Below are 18,273 nucleotides of genomic sequence, written 5' to 3' on the forward strand. Positions count from 1 at the left end.
CCACCCGATGCCACGCGTTTCGCGCCCCCGTACGCGCCGATCCGTCGCGCTCGCGACGCTTCCCACCGCGCTGCTGACCCTGCTCCTCGCCGGTACCGCCCCCGGGACGGCGGCCCCGGCCGCGGCCTCCCCCGCCGCGGCGCCGCCCGCACGAGCCGACGTACCCGCCGGCGCACCGGCCGGCGTACGGGAGCACCCGCGCCCCGCGTCCCGGCCGCGGACCTTCGACACCGGTCCGGCCCGGGACGCGCTGCTGCGACTGCTGCCGCGCCACGCCGCCCAGTTCACGCTGGTGCCCGACACCTTGGCCGGGGACGACACCTTCACCGTCTCCGGCACCCCGGGCTCGATCACCGTACGCGGTTCCACCGGGGCGACCTTGCTCACCGGCGTCGGCTGGTACCTCCAACACGTCGCCGGCGCCGACATCGGCTGGCCCGGCGACAGCATCGGCATGCTGCCCGCGACCCTGCCGGGCGTGCCCGCCCCCGTCACCCGCACCGCGCGGGTCCCCCACCGGTACGCGCTCAACGACACCGACGACGGCTACTCGGGCCCGTACCGCACCTTCGAGGAACACCGGCGACAGATCGACCTGCTCGCGCTGCACGGCATCAACGAGGTGTTCGTGCAGACCGGCGCGGAGTACCCGTACTACCGGGCGCTCCAGCGGTTCGGCTACTCCGCCGAGGAACTGCGGAAGTGGATCCCGGCACCGGGCCACCAGAGCTGGTGGCTGCTGCAAAACCTCAGCGGCTTCGGCGGCCCGGTGACGGAGCGGCTGATGCGCGAGCGCGCCGACGTGGGCGCGCGGATCGCGGACCAGTTGCGCGGCCTGGGCATGACACCGGTCCTGCCCGGCTTCTTCGGCACCGTCCCGCCGGGCTTCGCCGCACGCCACCAGGGCGCGTCCACCGTGCCGCAGGGCGACTGGGCCGGCTTCGACCGGCCGGACTGGCTCGACCCGGCCTCCCCCGTGTTCGCGGAACTGGCGGCGGCGTACTACGGCGAACAGCGGGAGGTCTTCGGCGACAGCGCCATGTACCGGATGAGCCCCCTGCACGAGGGCGGCAAGACGGGCACGGTCGACGTCCGGGCCGCCGCGGGGGCCATCCAGCGGGCACTGTGGGCGGCCCACCCGGGCGCCCTGTGGGCGGTGCTCGGCTGGCAGGACGACCCGACGAAGGAACTCCTGGCCGGGGTGGACACCTCGAAGCTGTTGATCCTGGACGGCCTGTCCGACCGGTACAACCGCCTCGACCGTGAGGCTCGTTGGGGCGGCACCCCGTACGCGCTGGGCACGATCTACAACTTCGGGGGCCACACGACGATCGGCGCGAACACCTCGGTGTGGATCGACCGGTTCGGAACCTGGCGCGACAAGCCGGACAGCGCGCTCCAGGGCATCGCGTACCTGCCGGAGGCCACCGGCACCAACCCGGCCGCCTTCGACCTCTTCACCGACCTGGCCTGGGAGCCGGGACCGGTCGACCAGCGCCGGTGGTTCGCCGACTTCGCGGCCCGCCGCTACGGTCGCCCGGACGCCCAAGCCTCGGCGGCTTGGGAGGAGTTGCGCAAGGGGCCGTACAGCACGTCGTCGGGGTTGTGGTCGGAGTCGCAGGACAGCCTCTTCACCGCCAGGCCGAGCCTGACCGCGACGGGCGCCGCGCACTGGAGCCCCAAGTCCATGCGGTACCAGTCCGATTCGGTGCGCCGGGCGCTGGACCACCTGCTGGCGGTGCCCCCGGCGCTCAGGTCCTCCAGCGCCTACCGCTTCGACCTGGTGGACACCGCCCGCCAGGCCCTCGCCAACCACTCGCGGGTGTTGCTGCCGAAGATCCGGGAGGCCTACGAGGCCAAGAACCTGACGCGGCTGCGGCGGTTGACCGCCCAATGGCGCGACGAGGAGCGGAAGCTGGACGCCGTGACCGGCTCCGACCCCGCCTTCCTGCTGGGCCGTTGGCTGGCGGCCGCCCGCGCGCACGGCGCGGACCGGGCCGAGCAGGACCGTTACGAGTACGACGCCCGCTCGATCCTGAGCGTCTGGGGGCGGCGCAGCACCAGTGAGGGCGGCTTCCTGCACGACTACGCGAACCGTGAATGGAGCGGCCTGGTCTCGGAGTTGTACGCCGCCCGCTGGGACCGGTACTTCGCCTCGCTGGAGGAGGCGCTCGTCAAGCGCGCCGCCCCGAAGGAGATCGACTGGCACGCCTTCGAGGAGGCGTGGGCCCGGCGCACCACCCGTCACCCGTCGACTCCGAGCGGCGACCCGCACGCGCTGGCCGCCGCCGTGGCGGCGGCCCTGCCGAAGGCCGGCACGTGAGCCACACCGGCCCGGGCTGTGGCCGCCCGGGGCGGAGGGCGAGCGTCACCCTCCCGTGGGAAATTCGGCACTCGTGCGAGGGAGAGGTCGCGCAGCGCGGCGACCTCGGGTCCGCGTCGTCGGTTCACTGACCCGGACCCGACCGGGGCGGCCGTCGGAGTACTCCCGGCGGCCGCCCCTTCCTACGCCGTCAGGAGTGCATGGGGCATGTCCAAGACCGAACGGGAGCGGCCCTCCGCGACGCTGGAGCTGCTGGAGCTGCTCGCGGCCGGCGCGGCCGACGCGGCCGCCGATGAGTTGGGCCGGACCGGTGACCCGGCGCGGGAGGCGCGCCGGCGCTCCGATCCGCGCGACTTGATCACCGACGGGGTGGTGGAGCTGCGCAAGCGGGGCGCGCCCGCTCCGCGCCGCACCGCCGCCGGCTCCGAGGACTGCCTGGAGACCATGGCGCGGCGGGCCGCCGAGCGGGCCGGCCGGCCACGGGCCTGAGCGCGCCGCCCCGCACCCCGGCCCAGCCCCGCACCCCGGCCCGCCCCGAAGCGCGCCCGGCCCCGGAACGTACGTACTCCGTACGCTCGCGCTCCGGTACGCCCGCGCCCGGGGGCTCGTACAGTCGGAGGGGGGACGGTGTGAGTCCGGGCGGACGGTGACCCGATGAGTGGTGTACACAGCACATCCGGGAGTCCCGGGGCCCGGCCCGCGGTGGGCGCGGTGTGCGGCCTGCTCGCCGCCTTCGCCGGGCTGGCGGCGGCGCAGCTGGCGGCCGCGGCCGTACGGCCCGAGGCGTCCCCGGTGACCGCCGTCGGCGGCGCGGTGGTGGACCGTACGCCGCCGGCCGTCAAGGAGTGGGCGGTGCGGAGCCTGGGCACCGCCGACAAGCCCGTCCTGACCCTCGGCATCGTCGTGGTCCTGGGCCTGATCGCCGTGGGGGCCGGGATGCTCGCCGTACGCCGGCCGCGCGCCGGGATCGCGGTCGCGGCCTGCTTCGGCCTCCTCGGCGCCGTGGCCGCGCTCAGTCGCCCGGACGCGACCTGGAAGGACGCGCTGCCCTCGCTGTTGGGCGGGCTCGTGGCGGCCGGGGCGTTGTACTTCCTGGTCAGGGCTGCGACGCGGCCGCGGCCGGCGGGCGCCGGGGCCGGTGCGGGCGCCCCGGCCGGTGGGACCGCTTCGCTGGACCGGCGCGGGTTCGGTCGGCTGGTGCTGGCCACCACGGCCGTCTCGGCGGGCGCCTGGTACGCGGGGCGGCGCTTGGGAGCGTACGGGTCGGCGGGCGCGACGGCCTCCCGGGCGGATCTGGTCCTGCCGCCGCCGGCGGTCCCGGCCCCGCCGGTGCCGGCCGGGGCGCAGGCGCGGGCGCGCGGGGTGTCGCCCTTCCTCACGCCCGCCCGTGACTTCTATCGGGTGGACACCGCCCTGGTCGTGCCGCGCGTGGACGCCGCCGATTGGCGGTTGCGCATCCACGGGGACGGGGTCACGAAGCCGCTGACCCTCGACCTGCGGGCGCTGCTCGCGCGTCCCCTCGTCGAGCACGACATCACCCTCACCTGCGTGTCGAACGAGGTGGGCGGTCCGTACGCGGGCAACGGCCGCTGGCTCGGCGTCCGGCTGGCCGACCTGCTGCGGGAGGCGGGGGTGCGGCCGCCGTCGCGCGGCGGCCGGGCCGACCAGTTGGTGGCGCGGTCGGTGGACGGGATGACGATCGGCACCCCGGTCGAGGCCGTGATGGACGGCCGGGAGGCGCTGCTGGCGGTCGGGATGAACGGCGAGCCGCTGCCCTTCGCGCACGGCTTCCCGGTGCGGATGGTGGTGCCGGGCCTGTACGGGTACGTGTCGGCCTGCAAGTGGCTGAGCGAGCTGCGGCTGACCACCTTCGCCGCGTACGACGCGTACTGGGTGCGCCGGTCCTGGGCGCAGCAGGCGCCCGTCAAGACGCAGTCGCGGATCGACACGCCTCGTCCGCTCGCGGAACCGGCGGCGGGCCGGGTCGTGGTGGCAGGGGTGGCGTGGGCGCTGCACCGGGGTGTCTCCCGCGTCGAGGTACGGGTCGACGGCGGCCCGTGGCAGGAGGCCCGGCTGGCGGACTCGGACGGCGACGACACCTGGCGCCAGTGGCTGTGGCCGTGGGAGGCCACGCCCGGGCGCCACACCCTGGAGGTCCGGGCCACGGACCGGACCGGCGCCGTACAGACCGGCGAGCGCAGGGGGACGGTCCCGGACGGGGCCACGGGATGGCACGCGGTGACGGTGCGGGTGCGGGCGGGCGACACGGAGCGGTCCGCCGCCGACACGGGCGGGGCGCGCCGTACATTGAGGCGGTGGAGCTGACCAGTACGTCGTTCCTGGTGACCTTGGTCGTGGTCACCGGGCTCGCCATGCTCGCGGCGCTGCTGCTCTGGAACCGCCTCCCCGGGCCCGGCTGGCTGCGCTGGACCGCGCGGGTTCTGATGATCGGGCTCTGCCAGTTGACCGCCATCTGTGTGGTGGCGACGTGGATCAACGGCAGCTTCGGGCTCTACGCCTCCTGGGACGACCTGCTGGGGACTCAAAACGGCAACGGCTCCACGATGACGGGCCCCCCGGCGGGGCGGGCGACCTTCACGCTGGGCGAGGACGGCACCCGCAGCACCTACTTCCGGGGCACGCGCTCCAAGCTGGCCGGCCAGGTGATCGTCTGGACTCCCCCGGAGTACAGCGCCGCGGGCGCGGAGAAGACCCGCTTCCCGGTGCTGACGCTCCTGCACGGGTATCCGGGCTCGCCCAGGTCCTGGACGGAGCTGGGCGACATGCCGGGCGCGCTGGAGGATCTGGTCCGGTTGGGTGCGGCGCACCCCTTCATCCTGGTGATCCCGGAGATCAACCCGGGCGGGGTGAACACCGACTGCACTGACGTGCCGGGGCACCGGGTGGCCACCTGGCTGGCGGACGACGTGCCGGCGCTCGTCGCGCGGCACTTCCGCACCCTCCCCCAGCCCAAGGGCTGGGCGCTGATGGGCATTTCGACGGGGGCGTTCTGCGCGGCGAAGCTGCCGCTCCAGTACCCGAAGGTGTTCGGCGCCGGGGCTGCGCTGGACCCGGACGCGCTGACCGGGGACGCCGGGGTGCTGGCGGACCCGGGCCTGAGGGAGCGCAACAGCCCGATGTGGCTGATCACGCACACGAGGAAGACGGATGTCGCGCTGTTCCTCGCCACGTCCGCGCAGGACAAGGACAGCCCGCCGCGGCAGCTCGACTCCTTCGCCAAGGCCGCCGCGGGGACCGGCGTCCGGGTCAAGACGCTGGTGCGCCCCGCCGGCGGCCACAACTTCCAGACGTGGATCGGGATGTATCCCGACGCGCTGGGTTGGTTGAGCTCCGAGGTCCCGGCCCCCTCCGCCCCGGCGCGCTGACCCGGGGCCGGGGTGTTCGGCCCACAGGGCCCGGTTGTGCCTACCGCGCCCGGCCGGGCCGCACGGGTAGCGCGTCCACGCTGTTGCCGATGAAGCTCCGCTGGCGGGGGAGCCGGGACTCCGGCACGGCGAGGTCGAGGTCGGGGAAGCGCGTGAAGAGGCGTTCGAGGGCGGTGGTGGCCTCCAGGCGGGCGAGCGGTGCCCCGACGCAGTAGTGCGCGCCGTGCCCGAAGGAGAGGTGGCGTCCGGCGGTGGGGCGGGTGAGGTCGAAGCGGTCGGCGTCCGCCCCGTGGAAGGCCTCGTCCCGGCCCGCGGCCGTATAGCCGGCGAGGACGGGGGTGCCCCGCGGGATCACCGTCCCGCCGACGGTCACGTCGCGGGTGGGGTAGCGGAACGGGAACCAGCTGACCGGACCGTCCCAGCGCAGCGTCTCGTCGACGACGTCCGACCAGCTCGCCCCGCCCTCCAGGACCAGGGCGAGCTGGTCGCGGTGCGTGCACAGGGCGCGCACGGCGTTGCTGATCAGGTTGAGGGTGGTCTCGTGGCCGGCGACCAGCATCAGGCGCATGGTGCCGATGAGTTCCGCTTCGCTGAGCCGGTCACCGTCGCCGTCACGGGCTGCGATCAGCGCGCTGGTGAGGTCCTCGCCGGGCTCGGCCCGGCGGGCGGCGGCGACGCCGGCGATCAGCTCGACGAGTTCCCGGACGGCGGCCATGACCTCGGCGGGCGTGGTGTCCGTCGAGATGATCACGGTGTTGGAGAGCCGGTGCAGCCGGTCGCGGTGCTCGGGGTCCACGCCGAGCAGCTCGCAGATGACGCCCATGGGCAGCGGCAGGGCGACGTGCGTGCGCAGGTCGGCGACCCCGTCGGGGGAGGCGGCCGCCGCCCGGCCGAGGTCGTCCAGGAGTTCCTCGGTCAGCGCCTCGACGCGTGGCCGCAGCCGCTCCACCTGCCGGGCGGTGAACGCGTTGCCCACGAGGGAACGCAGCCGGCGGTGGTCGTCGCCGTCGGCGGTGTGCATGCCCTGGGCGTCGGCGAAGACGCGCAGGGGCCAGTCCCGGGGGATCGTGCCGTCACGCAGGGCCGGGAAGTGCCGGGCGTCCTTCGCGACGTCGGGGTGCCCGAGGAACTCCTTGAGTGCGTGGTGTCCCAGGACGACGGCCCCGGGTACCCCGCCGGGCAGCACCACGTCGGCGACGGGGCCCTGGGCCCGCAGCCGGGCGCCCAAGGCGTGCGGGCAGCCGCCCGCGGGGTCTATGACGTGCGCCTGCGCGGTGACGCGCGCGTTCTGGGCTGACAAGCCGGCTCTCCTGACCGAGATGGTGTGATCCGGTCAACAGTGCAGGCACGGGGGCGCGTTGTTCAAGCCCGGGGGCCTCCGGTGGGGAAGATCGGCTCCTGCCCCTCGGCCGGCGCGTCGAAGTGGCGGATCACCTCGGCCCGGTCGACCTCGCCGAGGGTCGCGGGCCGCCAACGCGGCGTACGGTCCTTGTCGACGACCTGGGCCCGGATGCCCTCGACCAGGTCCGGCGCGCGCAGCATGTGCGAGGAGACGCGGAACTCCTGCTCCAGCACCCGCTCCAGCGTGCCCAGTTCGCGTGCGCGGCGAACCGCTTCCAGGGTGACCTTCAGGGAGGTCGGGGACTTGGCCAGGATCGTCTCGGCGCTCTCTTTGGCCGCCGGTTCGCCCACCGCCAGCAGCCGTTCCACGATCTCCTCCACCGTGTCTGCGGCGTAGCAGTGGTCGATCCACGCGCGGTGGGCGGCGAGTTCGCCGGGCGGGGGCGTGTGCCCGGCGTACCGGGGCAGCACCCGCGCGGCGGGCGCGCCCACGAGGTCGGCTGTCAGCTCGGGCAGCAGGCCGACGGGGACGAAGTGGTCGGCGAGCCCGCACAGCAGCGCGTCGGCGGCGCCCACGGCCGCGCCGGTCAGGGCGAGATGGGTGCCCAACTCGCCGGGGGCCCGCGCGAGGAGGTGCGTACCGCCCACGTCGGGGACGAAGCCGATGCCGGTCTCCGGCATGGCGACGCGGGAGCGTTCGGTGACGACACGGACCGCCCCGTGTGCCGAGAGGCCGACGCCGCCGCCCATCACGATGCCGTCCATCAGGGCCACGTACGGCTTCGGATAGGCGGCGATCCGCGCGTTGAGGCGGTACTCGTCCCGCCAGAAACCGATCGACGCGCTGCCGCCGGCCTTCGCGTCGTCGTGGATGGCGCGGATGTCGCCGCCCGCGCACAGTCCGCGCTCGCCCGCGCCGCGCAGGAGGACCTGGGTGACGGCGGGCTCCCGCTCCCACGCCGCCAGTGTTTCGGCGATCCGCAGCACCATGGGGTGGGTGAGGGCGTTGAGGGCCCGGGGGCGGTTGAGGGTGATCACCCCGGTGCGGCCCTCGATGGCGAACAGGGCCGTGTCGTCTGTGGCGTCGTCGATCTTCACACCGGCCAGTATGGAGCGTGCCGGATCCCGCCGGCCGGGCGGAAGAACAACCGAGGCGCTGAATAGACAAGGCAACCTTGCAAGTTTGCCTGTAGATCCTTAGGGTGGGCCGCATGACCGATCCGCAGGGTGCGGGCCACCGGCCCCGCGATACCGCCGAGGAGCTCCAGCTGGCGCTCGGCATGCTGGTGCGGCAGTTGCGCGCCGCGGCGGGAGGTGGCGTCAGCCTGTCTCAGATGTCCGTGCTCAAGCGGCTGGACCGGCTCGGGCCGTGCACGGCGTCCGAGCTGGCGCGGGCCGAGAAGATCCGACCGCAGTCGGTCATCGCCACCGTGAACTCCCTCCAGGCCGAGGGCTACGTCGCCCGCAGCCCCCACCCCACCGACGGTCGGCAACAGCTGATCACGCTCACGGACGCGGGCAGGGCCCTCGTCCGCCGGCGGCGCGAGGAGGGGCACGGGCGGATCGCGGAGCTGATCGCCGAACGGCTCGGCCCGGCGGAACAGCGGTTGCTGGCCGAAGCCGTTCCGCTGCTGCGGCGCCTGGCCGAGAACTGAACACCCACCGATCCGAGGAGTCCCATGACCACCCCCGCGCCCGTGCTCACCCTGGACAGCGGCACCGCGCTGGTCCTCATCGACCTCCAGCAGGGCATCCTCGCCCTCCCCACAGCCACGCCCTCCGCGCGCGTCCTGGAGAACGGCATCGCCCTCGCCGAGGCGTTCCGGGCCCACCGGCTGCCGGTGGTGCTGGTCAAGGTCGCCTGGTCCCCCGACGGCGGCGACTTGCCCACCGCCAATGTCGACCGGCCGGGCCCCGCCTCCGCTCCGCCCGCCGCGTTCTCCGAGCTCCCCGACCGACTCGCGGCCCTCGCGGACGTGGTGGTCACCAAACGTCACTGGGGCGCCTTCACCGGCACGGAACTCGACCTCCAGCTGCGCCGCCGCGGCGTCCGCCGGATCGTACTGGGCGGCATCTCGACGAGCATCGGTGTCGAGTCCACCGCGCGCACGGCCTGGGAGCACAGCTACGAGGTGGTCTTCGCCGAGGACGCCACCACCGACATGGACGCCGACTCCCACGCGCACAGCTTCGGCAAGATCTTCCCGCGCATCGGCAAGGTGAGCGCGACGGACGAGATCATCACGGCGGTGAAGGCCCTGGACGACGGGTCGGTCACCCGGGGCTGACCTCAAGCCAGACGCACTTCCCGCCGTTACCGGGGTGTGAGCCCCAACTGCGGGCCAGGCGGTCCACGATGAGCAGCCCGTGCCCGCCCGGCCGTCCCGGTTCGGGGGCGCGGGCGCGCACCGGCGGCGCCGGGTTGCCGTCCGTCACCTCGATCCGCAGCCGCTCCGGCGTCCAGTGCAGGAGCAGAGTGCCGGGCCCTCCGCCGTGCAGACAGGCGTTGGACACGACCTCCGACACCAGGAGCAGGACGTCCTCCGCGGCCTCGGGAAGCCATTTCCAGGACGCGAGGGCACGGCGGGCGAAGTCCCGGCTGCGGCTCACCGGGTCGACCGCGCCCTCCAGCAGCAGCAGCCGCACCCGCCCGGGGGACCCTCGCTGCATTGCTCGTCTCCTCGTGTCGCCTCGACCCTACGGACCCTCCACGCGCCGACGACGCGCCGCTCGACGGATCGCCTAGCGGGGCTGCCGCTCCAGCGCTTCCGCCACGTCCGCGTACACCGGGAACACCCCGTCCGCCCCGGTGATGCGGAACATGCGCGCGACCGGTCCGCTCAGACCGGCCAGCGCCAGCGTGCCGCCGACTTCCTGGACCGCGATCCTGCCGTGCAGGAGCACGTTGAGTCCGGTGGAGTCGCAGAACCCCAGTCCGGACACATCGACCAACAACCGGCCACCCGGGGTGACCGCCGCGTCCAAGGCGTCCCGCAGGGGCTGGGCCGTGTCATGATCCAGCTCCCCGGCGAGGGCGAGGACGACGGTTCCGTCCACGGCCCGCACATCGACCGTGAACCGCTCATTGCCCGCTCCCGGCACCATCCGGCACCACCTTCCGTCCAGCTGTGGATGCGCCTGCCCGGTTCCCGCCGGGATACGCGCGCGGCTGCGTCGGTACCTTCGTAAAGCCGACCCGAAGGCGTCTCGACCCCACCGCGCCCGCGGGCCGGCCCCGGTCACCGGACCCTACGCGCCGGTCCCCCGCCGGTCGCGGGCCCCCGCCGTGTCGGAGGCGGTCGCACCCGACCCGAGCCGCCACGCACTCCGGCCCAAAACGATCAGGGGCCGTTTCAGATTGCTCTGAAACGGCCCCTGATCTGCGACTCTCTCGAGTCGGGACGACAGGATTTGAACCTGCGACCCCTTGACCCCCAGTCAAGTGCGCTACCAAGCTGCGCCACGTCCCGTTGTGCCTGGGCACTGTGCCTCCCACCAGGGCTTTCCCCCTCGCGGCGGGCACATGCAGAACATTACCGCACGCCGGGGGGTGTACGTGCACGGGTGATCCACGGACGGCACCATGGGCGGATGAGGGAACGGGATCGCGATGACGAGGGGCGGGCGCGCAGCGCGCGGCCGCGGGACGGGCTGGGGCGCCCGCTGCCGTACGAGGCGCCGGGGGTCGAGCGGCAACCCGAGGGGGTGGTGCGGGCGCCGGCCGAGACGGTGGCCCAGGCGCAGCGGCTGCTGGACGGCGGGATGCCCTTCCACGCGCACGAGGTGTTCGAGGACGCCTGGAAGTCCGGGCCGGCGGCGCAGGCCCCGCTGTGGCGTGGGCTCGCGCAGTTGGCGGTGGGGCTGACGCACGCCGCCCGCGGGAACGCGGTGGGCGGGGCGCGGCTGCTGCGGCGCGGCGCGGAGGGCCTGGCCGCGGCGGGGGCGCCCTACGGAATCGACGCGGCCGTGGTCGACGTCCCCGGGCTGGTCCGGTGGGCCCGGGAGCTGGCCGGCCGCGTGGAGGGCGGGGCCGTGGTCGACGCCGCCCGTGAGGCGCCCTCGCTAGGCGGTGGCGGACGCGGGCTGGAGTAGGTCCCAGCGGTTCCCGTAGAGGTCCTCGAAGACGGCGACGCTGCCGTAGGTCTCGTGGCGCGGCTCTTCCAGGAAGCGGACGCCCTCGGCGGTCATCCGGGCGTGGTCGCCCGCGAAGTCGTCGGTGTAGAGGAAGAAGCCGACCCGGCCGCCGGTCTGGTCGCCGACCCGGGCGCGCTGGGCGTCGTCCTTGGCGCGGGCCAGCAGCAGCGCGGACTCGGTGGCGCCGGGCGGACGGACCACGACCCACCGCGAGCCGTCGGGCCGGGGGGCGTCCTCGGCGAGGGTGAAACCGAGGGCGCGCGTGTAGAAGTCGATGGCCTCGTCGTAGTCGTGGACCACGAGGGCGGTGAGGGCGATGTGTGCGGACATGCCGCTCATTGTGCGGGTGCGTCGAGCAGCACCACCTCCAGGGTACGGGGGCCGTGGACGCCCTCCACCCGCTCCAGCTCGATGTCGCTGGTGGCGGAGGGGCCGGAGATCCAGGTCAGCGGGCGGGTCGGGTCGAGGCGTTCCAGTGCCTGCGGGACCGACTCCACCACCTGTCCGGGGACGCGGACCACGCAGATGTGGTGGTCCGGCACCAGGGTGATCCGGCGTCGGCCCTGGTCGGGTCCGCCGTCCAGGACGATCGTGCCGGTCTCGGCGACGGCCAGGGCGCAGCCCGTGACCACGCTGTCCACGGCGTCGAGTGCGTACGGCGTGGAATCGGCCCGGTCCTGGACGTGGGTCACTTCCGCCGCGCCGAGCCAGGACGGGGGCAGGCCGGGCGGTACGAGCACGGTCCGTGCGCCCCGCACGGCCAGCAGCCGGGCCAGGAGCGGCGCGAGGGCCGCCTCGTCGGTGCGGTGGACCTTCGCGCGGTACTCGCGGAGGTGGGCGGCGAGCAGCTCCGCGGATTCGGCGGGCGTGCGGACGCCGTGGACGCGGAGGTAGTCACGGGGGATCACGACCTCGGGGCCCGGCTCCCCCAGTGCCCGCCGGATCCGGCCCAGCACTCTGTCCCTGCCGCTCACGCGCGTCCTCCCCGCTCTCGGGCCCACCAGTCGCGGAAGGGTTCCTCCGGGGGCAGGGGCAGCTCGCGGCTGTCGGTCCAGGCGCGGCCGGGTCCGGGCAGCCGGCGCGGTCGCAGCCGTCGGGCCCGCGACAGCAGCCGCTCCCCCGCGCGCAGCGCGCCGGGGCGCTCCAGCAGCAGCCGGGCGGCGCGCATCGCGGCCCGTTCGGCGGTGTGGCCGCGCGCGGGACGGATGCGTACACGGATGCCCTCGCGGGTCACCGGGCCGCCTTGGGCCACGCGTTCGCGCAGGTGGAGGAGGACCTCCGGGATGTCGATGGCGACGGGGCAAACGTCGTAGCAGGCGCCGCACAGGGTGGAGGCGTAGGGCAGCGAGGCGTCGATCCCGCTGCCGGTGCCCCGCAGTTGGGGGCTGAGGATCGCGCCGATGGGGCCGGGGTAGACGGAGCCGTAGGCGTGGCCGCCGGCGCGTTCGTAGACGGGGCAGACGTTCAGGCAGGCCGAGCAGCGGATGCAGCGCAGCGCCTGGCGGCCGATCTCGTCGGCGAGGGTGTCGGTGCGGCCGTTGTCGAGGAGGACGAGGTGGAAGGCGGCGGGACCGTCGTCGTCGGTGGTGCCGGTCCACATCGTGGTGTACGGGTTCATCCGCTCGGCGGTGGAGGAACGCGGCAGTGTCTGGAGGAAGATCTCCAGGTCCCGGAAGGTCGGCACCACCTTTTCGATGCCCACGACGGAGATCAGGGTCTCGGGCAGGGTCAGGCACATCCTGCCGTTGCCCTCGGACTCCAGGACGACCATCGTGCCGGTCTCGGCGACCATGAAGTTGGCGCCCGAGACGGCGACCTTGGCGCGCAGGAACTTCTCGCGCAGGTGCAGGCGCGCCGCTTCGGCGAGCTCGCGCGGGTCGTCGCCCAGTCCCTCGGGGGCCGGTCGTCCCCAACGGCCCATCTCGGCGCGGAAGACGTCGCGGATCTCGGCCCGGTTGCGGTGGATGGCCGGGACGAGGATGTGCGAGGGCAGGTCGTGGCCCAGTTGCACGATGAGTTCGGCCAGGTCGGTCTCGTACGCGGCGATCCCGGCCGCCTCCAGTGCCTCGTTGAGGCCGATCTCCTGGGTGGCCATCGACTTGACCTTGACGACTTCCCGCTCGCCGGTGGCCAGGACCAGCGCGGTCACGATCCGGTTCGCCTCGGCCGCGTCCGCCGCCCAGTGGACGGTGCCCCCGGCGGCGGTCACCGCCGCCTCCAGTCGCAGCAGGTAGTGGTCCAGCCGGCGCAGGGTGTGGTCCTTGACGGCCTTGCCGGCCGCGCGCAGCCGGTCCCAGTCCTCCAGTTCGGTGACCGCGCGGGCCCGTTTGTCGCGGATGGTGTGGGTGGCGCGGCGCAGGTTGGCGCGCAGCACCTCGTCCCGTACGGCCTGCCGTGCGGCCGCGGGGAAGGCGGGCATGCCGAGGTGGGTGGTCGTCATCGCGGGCGTGCCTCCTGTGTCACGGTCTCCTGCGTCGAGGCCAGGATCTCGGCGAGGTGCAGGGTCCGCAGGGGGGCGCCGGCGCGGCGGAGCGTCCCGTCGAGGTGGGCGAGGCAGGAGTTGTCCGCGCCGCAGAGCACTTCGGCGCCGGTGGCCCGGGCGGCGCGGATCTTGTCGGCGCCCATCGCCGCGGAGACATCCGGATTCTTGACGGCGAAGGTCCCGCCGAATCCGCAACACTCCTCGGCGCCGGGCAACTCGACAAGGTTCAGGCCCTTGACGGCGGCCAGCAGCCGCCGGGGCCGCTCGCCCAGCCCAAGGGCGCGCAGGCCGTGGCAGGAGGGGTGGTAGGTGACGGTGTGGGGGAAATGAGCGCCGACGTCCGTCACCCCGAGCACGTCGACGAGGAACTCGGTGAGCTCGTACACGCGCGGTACGAGGTCGGCCGCGAGGTCGGCCAGTTCGGTGCCGCGGCCCTCCGCCGCGGCCTTGGCGCCGATGCGGGGGTAGTGCTCGCGGATCATGGCGACGCAGGAGCCGGAGGGGGCGACCACGTACGGGTATCCGGCGAAGGCCCGCGCGGTACGGCGCAGCAGCGGTTCGCTCTCGTGGCGGTAGCCGGTGTTGTACTGCGGTTGGCCGCAGCAGCCCTGCGCCGCCGGGAAGTCCACCTCCACGCCGAGCCGCTCCAACAGGCGTACGACGGCGACGCCGGTGCGCGGGTACAGGGCGTCGTTGACGCAGGTGACGAACAGGGCGGCACGCATGACGGGCAGAATAGCCGGGTGAAGAAGTTCTCAGTGATCGGCATAGGCGCGGGCGACCCGGACCACCTGACCCTCCAGGCGGTCAAGGCGATCGGCGCCACGGACGCATTCCTCATTCTGGAGAAGGGCGAGGAGAAGGCGGACCTCACCGGGCTGCGGCGGGCGATGCTCGAAGCGCACGCGCGCCCCGGCCACCGGCTGGTGGAGGGCCGCGACCCGGACCGCGACCGGACCCCGGCCGACTACACCCCCACGGTGGACGGCTGGCGCAGCGCGCGGGCCGAGATCTTCGAGCGGTTCGTCGCCGAGGACCTCGCGGACGGCGAGACGGGCGCGTTCCTGGTGTGGGGCGACCCCTCGCTGTACGACTCCACCCTCGCGATCTTGGACGAGGTGCTGGAGCGGGGGCGGGTCGCCTTCGAGCACGAGGTGGTACCGGGCATCAGCAGCATCTCCTCGCTGCTGGCGCGCCACCGCACCAACCTGAACCGGGTGGGGCGGCCGGTCCAGATCACCACCGGCCGCCGGCTGGCCGAGGGCTGGCCGCAGGACGTCGACGACGTGGTGGTGATGCTGGACGCGCGGCACGCCTTCACCGCCCACCTGGACCAGGATCTCTTCATCTACTGGGGGGCCTACGTGGGCACTCCCGACGAGATCCTGGTCTCGGGGAAGCTGGCGGAGGTCGCGGGCCGGATCGAGGAGCTGCGGACCGAGGCGCGTGCCCGCAAGGGCTGGATCATGGACACCTACCTGCTCCGGCGCGGCTGAGCCGCTACGGCGTCAGGTAGGCGGGGAGGCCGGCGGCGAGGCGTTCGTACTCCTCCGGGCGGGTGTAGATCTGCCCGCAGACACGGATGCCGCCGCCGCCCGGCCAGGGCCAGATCAGCACCCTGATCCGCAGCTCCCGCGCGATCCGCTCGCGCAGTTCGCGGGCGTCGTCCGGGGTCTCGGCGGTGCCGGGCGGCAGCCGCAGGGACCGCATGCCGAGTCCCGGGGTGAAGGGGAGCGGGGTGAGCCCGGGGAGTTCGGCGAGCAGTTGCGCGCCGTACGCGGCGAGCGCGCTGTTGTGGGCCCGGACCTTGGCCGCGTCGAGCCGGTCGAGGAGGTCCAGTCCCTCGGGGGCGGCGAGCCGGCCCGTGTAGTCGACGGTGGCCCGGTTCTCGACGGAGCGGGGGAAGCCCTGCCCGTCCTCCCAGGACGGCACCAACGCCTTGACGCGGGCGCGGTGGTGGGGGGCGACGGCGAGGAGGGCGCTGCCGGAGGGGGCGTACCCCCACTTGTGCAGGTTTCCGAACCAGAAGTCGGGGCCGCCCGCGAGCGGGTCGGCGATCATGCCGGGCGCGTGGGCGCCGTCGACGACGGTGGTGACACCCCGGGCGGCCAGGTCCGCGAGGAGCGCCGGGCCGGCGATGAGGCGCGCGGTGGGCGAGCTGATCTGGTCGAGCAGCGCCACCTTGGTTCGGGGCGTCAGGCCGGCCAGCACGGCTTCCCGTACGGCGTCCTCGTCCGGGAGGTCCGGGTCCAGGCGGACGGTGGTGACGGGGGCCCGGCGGGCGGCGGCCGCAACCACCGTGCCGTAGCCGTGGTCGGTCACCAGGATCTCGTCCCCGTCGGCCAGTTCGACGGCGTTCAGGGCCAGGTTGGCGCCTTCGGTGGCGTTGGAGATGAAGGCGATCCCGTCGGGGTCGGCCCCCAGGTGCGCGGCGACCCTGACGCGGGCGGCGGCGATCCGGTCGGCCACGTCGAGGAAGAAGGTGTCCGGGTCGGCGTGCAGCTGTGCCGACAGCGCCGCCTGGACCTCCTGCACGGGGATCGGGACGGCGCCGAACGAACCGTGGTTGAGGTGCGCGATCCCCGGGTCGAGGCGGAAGAGCTGTCGCCCGCCCGGGAACTCCGAAGGGCTGTTCGACATGGCGGCGGGCGCGCTCTTCGGCTCGCTGGTCGGCTCGGTCACGATGCTCCTCCGGAGGGCGGTGGGACGGTCCTGACGGAGCATGCGGGGCCGACCGCACGTCCGGTAGGGCCAATTGCGCCAGGGTGGCCGGGGCCCCGGCCCGCGGCTACTTCCGTCCGCTGGTCGCGCCGTAGTACTGGAGGTCCTGCACCCGCACCGAGCGGTCCACCCGGTAGGCAAGCGCCACCTCCGCCTCGGCCCGGCCGTCCCGGAGCACCCGGGCCGACATCGTGCCCGGTCGCAGGGGGAGCAGCTCGCTGTGGAGGCCCGCGGGTGCCTCGTGCGCGTCCTGGACGGAGCCTACGGTCGTGCGGACCGTGGCGGGGTCCGTGAGGAAGCTGAGCACTTCCACCGTGTCGCGCGGGGCGGCGCTGCCGTTGCGCGGCGACATCAGCAGGGACTGCCCGCCGGTGGGGCCGGCGGCCGCGAACTGGGTGCGGGCCGTGAGGTAGAGGGTGTCCCGCACGATCGGGGGCCGGCTGCCCGTCTTGAACCGGGTCAGGTAGTAGGAGGTCAGGTCCAGGTAGGTGTACCCGTTGTGCAGGGAGGGCGCGAACTGGGTGCCCTCCGAGTAGTCGTTCCAGGTGGTCAGCTGTACCCAGTCGGCGCCGTCGTCGATGGCGTGCGCCCACGTCGAGCGGAGGGTGGCGGTGTTGCCGGCCTCGTCGTAGACGCCCTGGTTGGGGCGGCTGTCCTGGACCGAGACCGGCTGCATCCAGACCTTGCCCGCCCCGTGGGCCCGCCGCACGTCGGCCGTGGCGCCCTCCTGGCCGACGTAGCTGCGGGTGCCCCATTCGGAGAAGCCGTAACTGATCGGGGCGAACGCGGCGTGGTTCGCGTCGAAGTCGAGGAAGAGCGGGACGAGGGCCGCGCGGGTGCCGTGCCGGGTCTTCAGGGACTCCATGACCCGGGACCACCAGTCGGCGGACTTGGCCTCCGCCTTGAAGGGCGATACGACGAGCCGCCCGTCACCCAGTCGGTGCGCGGCGGGGTAGGCGCCGAGAGCCGCGAGGGCGTCGGCCAGCACTGCCGGGTCGTCGGACGTCAGGGCGGTCATGTCGGGCATCAGCATGACCTTGAAGGCGGGGTCGACGGCATGGGCCGCGGACATCAGGAGTCGGGCCCGGTCCCAGTTGCTCCCGGACAGCGAGAGCAGGTCGAGGGTGAACCCGTCGATGCCCGCGTCGCGCGCGGTGCGCACCTCCTGCCGCAGGTTGGCGGACTCCCAGTCGCCCGACCCCGGCGTCACCGGCAACGGGCGGTCGCGCAACAGGCCGCCGTAGCGCTGGTGCTTGCCGTTCTCGCCCGCGGGGTCGAGGTAGTTGCGGGTGTAGTAGTCGACGTCGGCGTTCGCGTTGTCCAGGGAGAGCGGGTACGGGGTGAAGTAGTGCGCGAACACCAGCTTCTTGCCGGCGTCCCCGGAGCGCAGCACGGCCGGCGCGGGCAGGTCGAAGGGCAGCGCTCCGGTGGGGCGGGGCGCGCCGGCGTCGGCCTCTTCGCGGGGCACCGCCTGCTCCGACGCCTCGGGGCCGGGGCTACGGCTCGGCGGGGCGGGGGTGGCGGTGGGGCCCGCGGGCGGGGGCCCGGCGGGGGCGGGCGCCGAGCGCTCTTGTCGGGCCTGGGCCGTGAAGGGGTCCCAGGCGATTGAGGTCGCGGCGCAGACGCCGACGAGCAGGAAGGCGGAGATCAACAGCACCAGGAGTGGTCTGCGCCCCCGCAATCGTGGGCGACGCCGGTGCGAGGAGGGCCGTGCCGCCCGCTGCGCCCGCCGGTTCGCCCTCATCCGCCGCCCCTCCCGGGAATATGCCCCGTGCCCGGGGCTGCACAGCAGTAGAGCCGATTCCCGGCGTCCGGACAACCGTTCGTGGGGCGCGGGAGCGTGGCGCGTACGTCACGGGGACCAGCGCGCCTACGCCCACCGCGGG

Annotated in this window: 18 protein-coding genes and 1 tRNA gene; 8 read left to right on the top strand and 11 right to left on the bottom strand. The window is 74.1% G+C overall.

Features of this window, described 5'->3' with window-relative positions; genetic code table 11:
* Positions 1-7 precede the first annotated feature (7 nt).
* From ACV7NM_RS05835 to ACV7NM_RS05850, 4 genes are all read left to right on the top strand, one after another.
* Positions 8-2,323, top strand: a complete 2,316-nt coding sequence (locus ACV7NM_RS05835) for an alpha-N-acetylglucosaminidase (RefSeq protein WP_463409253.1) — start codon at positions 8-10, stop codon at positions 2,321-2,323.
* 207 nt (positions 2,324-2,530) lie between these two features.
* On the top strand, positions 2,531-2,812 hold the full coding sequence (locus ACV7NM_RS05840) for a hypothetical protein (RefSeq protein ID WP_463409254.1): 282 nt from the start codon (positions 2,531-2,533) through the stop codon (positions 2,810-2,812).
* Between the two features lie 165 nt (positions 2,813-2,977).
* A complete protein-coding gene (locus tag ACV7NM_RS05845) occupies positions 2,978-4,648 on the top strand; it encodes a molybdopterin-dependent oxidoreductase (RefSeq protein ID WP_463409255.1) in 1,671 nt (556 codons plus the stop codon).
* Complete coding sequence (locus tag ACV7NM_RS05850) at positions 4,639-5,709, top strand: alpha/beta hydrolase (protein WP_463409256.1); 1,071 nt, start codon at positions 4,639-4,641, stop codon at positions 5,707-5,709. Before ACV7NM_RS05845 ends, ACV7NM_RS05850 begins: the two co-directional genes overlap by 10 nt.
* A 40-nt stretch (positions 5,710-5,749) precedes the next feature.
* On the opposite strand, the gene ACV7NM_RS05855 is transcribed toward ACV7NM_RS05850, so the two are convergent.
* Together ACV7NM_RS05855 and ACV7NM_RS05860 are read right to left on the bottom strand one after the other, a co-directional pair.
* Positions 5,750-7,009: a cytochrome P450 family protein gene (locus tag ACV7NM_RS05855; protein WP_463409257.1), complete on the bottom strand. Its 1,260-nt coding sequence runs from the start codon at positions 7,007-7,009 to the stop codon at positions 5,750-5,752.
* A 62-nt stretch (positions 7,010-7,071) separates the two neighbouring features.
* Entirely contained in the window at positions 7,072-8,142 is a 1,071-nt protein-coding gene (locus ACV7NM_RS05860; protein ID WP_463413846.1) for an enoyl-CoA hydratase/isomerase family protein, read from the bottom strand.
* A 119-nt stretch (positions 8,143-8,261) separates the two neighbouring features.
* Here ACV7NM_RS05860 and ACV7NM_RS05865 point away from each other — a divergent pair, with 119 nt between their 5' ends.
* Both ACV7NM_RS05865 and ACV7NM_RS05870 read left to right on the top strand, forming a co-directional pair.
* Entirely contained in the window at positions 8,262-8,705 is a 444-nt protein-coding gene (locus ACV7NM_RS05865) for a MarR family winged helix-turn-helix transcriptional regulator (RefSeq protein ID WP_463409258.1), read from the top strand.
* A gap of 24 nt (positions 8,706-8,729) precedes the next feature.
* On the top strand, positions 8,730-9,338 hold the full coding sequence (locus ACV7NM_RS05870; protein WP_463409259.1) for a hydrolase: 609 nt from the start codon (positions 8,730-8,732) through the stop codon (positions 9,336-9,338).
* On the opposite strand, the gene ACV7NM_RS05875 is transcribed toward ACV7NM_RS05870, so the two are convergent.
* The 3 genes from ACV7NM_RS05875 to ACV7NM_RS05885 all read right to left on the bottom strand — a co-directional run bounded on the left by ACV7NM_RS05875 (position 9,325) and on the right by ACV7NM_RS05885 (position 10,520).
* The gene (locus ACV7NM_RS05875) at positions 9,325-9,720 is read right to left on the bottom strand and encodes an ATP-binding protein (protein WP_463409260.1); all 396 of its coding nucleotides are present in this window, start codon (positions 9,718-9,720) and stop codon (positions 9,325-9,327) included. The two genes, ACV7NM_RS05870 and ACV7NM_RS05875, sit on opposite strands and share 14 nt — an antisense overlap.
* A gap of 72 nt (positions 9,721-9,792) precedes the next feature.
* Positions 9,793-10,155 (bottom strand): STAS domain-containing protein, encoded by a 363-nt coding sequence (locus tag ACV7NM_RS05880; RefSeq protein ID WP_463409261.1) that lies wholly within the window; start codon positions 10,153-10,155, stop codon positions 9,793-9,795.
* Positions 10,156-10,446: 291 nt separating this feature from the next.
* Positions 10,447-10,520 (bottom strand) — tRNA-Pro (locus tag ACV7NM_RS05885).
* A gap of 121 nt (positions 10,521-10,641) precedes the next feature.
* Here ACV7NM_RS05885 and ACV7NM_RS05890 point away from each other — a divergent pair.
* Entirely contained in the window at positions 10,642-11,142 is a 501-nt protein-coding gene (locus tag ACV7NM_RS05890) for a DUF309 domain-containing protein (RefSeq protein WP_463409262.1), read from the top strand.
* Here ACV7NM_RS05890 and ACV7NM_RS05895 read toward each other — a convergent pair.
* The 4 genes from ACV7NM_RS05895 to ACV7NM_RS05910 are packed head-to-tail and all read right to left on the bottom strand — an operon-like array spanning position 11,113 to position 14,391.
* Positions 11,113-11,514: a VOC family protein gene (locus ACV7NM_RS05895; protein WP_463409263.1), complete on the bottom strand. Its 402-nt coding sequence runs from the start codon at positions 11,512-11,514 to the stop codon at positions 11,113-11,115. The genes ACV7NM_RS05890 and ACV7NM_RS05895 overlap by 30 nt on opposite strands.
* Before the next feature lie 5 nt (positions 11,515-11,519).
* Positions 11,520-12,158 (bottom strand): LutC/YkgG family protein, encoded by a 639-nt coding sequence (locus tag ACV7NM_RS05900; RefSeq protein WP_463409264.1) that lies wholly within the window; start codon positions 12,156-12,158, stop codon positions 11,520-11,522.
* Positions 12,155-13,624: a lactate utilization protein B gene (locus ACV7NM_RS05905; protein ID WP_463409265.1), complete on the bottom strand. Its 1,470-nt coding sequence runs from the start codon at positions 13,622-13,624 to the stop codon at positions 12,155-12,157. Before ACV7NM_RS05905 ends, ACV7NM_RS05900 begins: the two co-directional genes overlap by 4 nt.
* Complete coding sequence (locus ACV7NM_RS05910; RefSeq protein ID WP_463409266.1) at positions 13,621-14,391, bottom strand: (Fe-S)-binding protein; 771 nt, start codon at positions 14,389-14,391, stop codon at positions 13,621-13,623. Before ACV7NM_RS05910 ends, ACV7NM_RS05905 begins: the two co-directional genes overlap by 4 nt.
* Positions 14,392-14,409: 18 nt before the next feature.
* Between ACV7NM_RS05910 and cobF the strand changes: the two genes are divergently transcribed.
* The gene (gene cobF / locus ACV7NM_RS05915) at positions 14,410-15,162 is read left to right on the top strand and encodes a precorrin-6A synthase (deacetylating) (protein ID WP_463409267.1); all 753 of its coding nucleotides are present in this window, start codon (positions 14,410-14,412) and stop codon (positions 15,160-15,162) included.
* 4 nt (positions 15,163-15,166) lie between these two features.
* On the opposite strand, the gene ACV7NM_RS05920 is transcribed toward cobF, so the two are convergent.
* Together ACV7NM_RS05920 and ACV7NM_RS05925 are read right to left on the bottom strand one after the other, a co-directional pair.
* Positions 15,167-16,348, bottom strand: coding sequence for an aminotransferase class V-fold PLP-dependent enzyme (locus ACV7NM_RS05920; RefSeq protein WP_463409268.1), 1,182 nt, complete (start codon positions 16,346-16,348; stop codon positions 15,167-15,169).
* Between the two features lie 106 nt (positions 16,349-16,454).
* Positions 16,455-18,044, bottom strand: coding sequence for a glycoside hydrolase family 71 protein (locus ACV7NM_RS05925; protein ID WP_463409269.1), 1,590 nt, complete (start codon positions 18,042-18,044; stop codon positions 16,455-16,457).
* Positions 18,045-18,273: the final 229 nt, after the last annotated feature.

This window comes from Streptomyces sp. Tek67B01 (genome assembly GCF_055231995.1).